This is a genomic window from uncultured Methylibium sp. (genome assembly GCF_902826655.1).
Lineage (GTDB): Bacteria > Pseudomonadota > Gammaproteobacteria > Burkholderiales > Burkholderiaceae_C > Methylibium.
Genome location: NZ_CADEFR010000136.1, coordinates 1 through 2,037, shown reverse-complemented (window position 1 = coordinate 2,037; position 2,037 = coordinate 1). Strand labels below are relative to the sequence as shown.

Here is a 2,037-nt window from a genome sequence, read left to right as displayed (position 1 = left end):
GCGCGATCGCGCGGCGCAGCGCCACCTTGTCGGGCGTGTAGCCGCCGACCACCGGATTCTCCATCGCGAAGTAGGAGACCGACACGTCGGCGCGCTGGTAGCGGACCATCTGGATGCCACGCTTCACCAGGTTGGGCGCGAGCCGGGCGTTGGGCATCACGAGGTCGGCGTACTCGGGCGGCACCTCTTCCACCAGGTCCTGCTCGGCGTTCAGGAAGGCCAGCCAGCGCGGCTGGTTCTCGTCGATGATGCTCACCTCGACGCGGTCGACCATCGGCAGCTTGCGGCCCTTGAGCCGCGCCGCGGCGGCCTCGGCGATCGGGTCCCCGGCGGGCGCCTCCTCGTCGTAGAACTCGTCGCGGTAGTTCGGGTTGCGCTCCAGCACCATCTTCGAGGCGCGCCGCCACTCGGCCAGCCGGAACGGCCCGGTGCCGACCGGGTGCTCGGTGATCTTGTCGCCGTAGTACTCGACCACCTCGCGCGCGACGGCGCCGACGACCGAAGCGTCGGTCAGGTCGTTGATGAAGCGCGGATCGGCGTTGCCGATGCGGATCTGGAAGCGGTAGCGGTCCAGCGCGCGCAGGCCCTCGACCTCGCGGTCGTAGTCGAAGGGCTTGCCGGTCTTCAGCGACTGCTGGCGCAGCTCGCCCAGGCCCAGGAGGTTGGCGTTCTCGAAGCCGTAGAGGTTCGCGCTCTTGTTCTTCGGGTCGTAGTGGCGCTTGATGGAATAGACGTAGTCCTGCGCCACCAGCTCGCGCTTCACGCCCTTGAAGGCGGGGTCGTCCGAGAAGTAGATACCGGGACGGATCGTGAAGGTGAAGGTCTTGTAGTCGGCCGAGATCTCCGGCATCGCCGCCGCCGTGTTGGGCCGCGCGCGCACCGGACGCGCCAGGAATTCGTACTGCAGCGGCGCGTCGAAGATGTTGGCGGCGATGGTGCGCGAGTACAGGTCCGAGATCTGCGGCGGATCGAAGCCGGTCTCGGCGATGCGGAAGGCATAGCGCAGCACCTTCGGCGTGCCGGCCTCGGACGCGGCGGCGACGGACGCGGGCGCGGCCAGGACGAAGGCCGCGGCGGCCAGCAGCGCGATCGTTCTCATCGGTCCTGCTTCCGGTGCGTGGCGGCGACCGCCGGATCGACGTCGACGTACTGCCAGAACTCGCGCATGAAGACGTTGCGGTGGTAGCCGACGATCCAGGGATGGGCCAGGTCGGTGAAGATGCGGTGCACGTGGATCTTGTAGGGCATGTAGGCGATCAGCAGCCGCTGCGCCTCGTCCATCGCCGCCTGGCGCTCCGGGCCGTCGGGCAGCCGCTTCTGGCGGCGGTAGACCTCGTCGAAGGCCGGCAGGTTGAAGCGCGCGTGGTTGGCCTGTCCCTTGTTCGGCCCGTAGGCCAGCTGCAGGAAGCCGTCGCCGTCGGGCGAGCTGACGCTCCAGCCGACGATCCACATCATCAGCTTGCCGGCGCGCGAGGCCTTCAGGTTCTCGGGCCACTGCGACAGCCGCACGACGAAGCGCAGGCCGAGCGCGTCCATGTTCTTCTTCCACTGCTCGGCCAGCGCGCGCTTGAACTGGTCGGGCTCGGATGCGTACTCCAGCTCGAGCGGCGAGCCGTCGGGCTGGTCGCGCCAGCCGTCGCCATCCTTGTCGACGTAGCCGTAGAGGTCGAGCAGGGCCTTGGCGCGCGACAGGTTGTACTGGCCCATCTCGCTGCGCAGCGCCGGGTCGTAGCCGAAGGTGCCCGGGCCGATCGGGCCCTGGGCCGGGATCGCCTGGCTCTTGCGCACCAGCCGGATCTCCTTGTCGACGTCGACCGCCAGCGCGATCGCGCGGCGCAGCGCCACCTTCTCGGGCGTGTAGCCGCCGACCACCGGATGCTCCATGCCGAAGTAGGTCATGTGCACGTCCGAGCGCTGGTAGCGCACCATCAGGATGTCCTGCTTCTTCAGGTTGGGCGCGAGTTCGGCGTTGGGCATCACCAGGTCCGAGAACTCGGGCGGCACCTCCTCGATGACGTCGTGCTCCTGGTTCAGGAA

Annotated in this window: 2 protein-coding genes; both read right to left on the bottom strand. The window is 68.6% G+C overall.

The window, feature by feature from the left end; translation table 11 throughout:
- On the bottom strand, positions 1–1,099 hold a 1,099-nt coding region (locus QZV97_RS20820; protein WP_295647325.1), incomplete at its 3' end, for an ABC transporter substrate-binding protein.
- A partial coding sequence (locus tag QZV97_RS20815; protein WP_295647323.1) for an ABC transporter substrate-binding protein occupies positions 1,096–2,037 on the bottom strand: 942 nt, incomplete at its 5' end. The genes QZV97_RS20820 and QZV97_RS20815, both read right to left, overlap by 4 nt.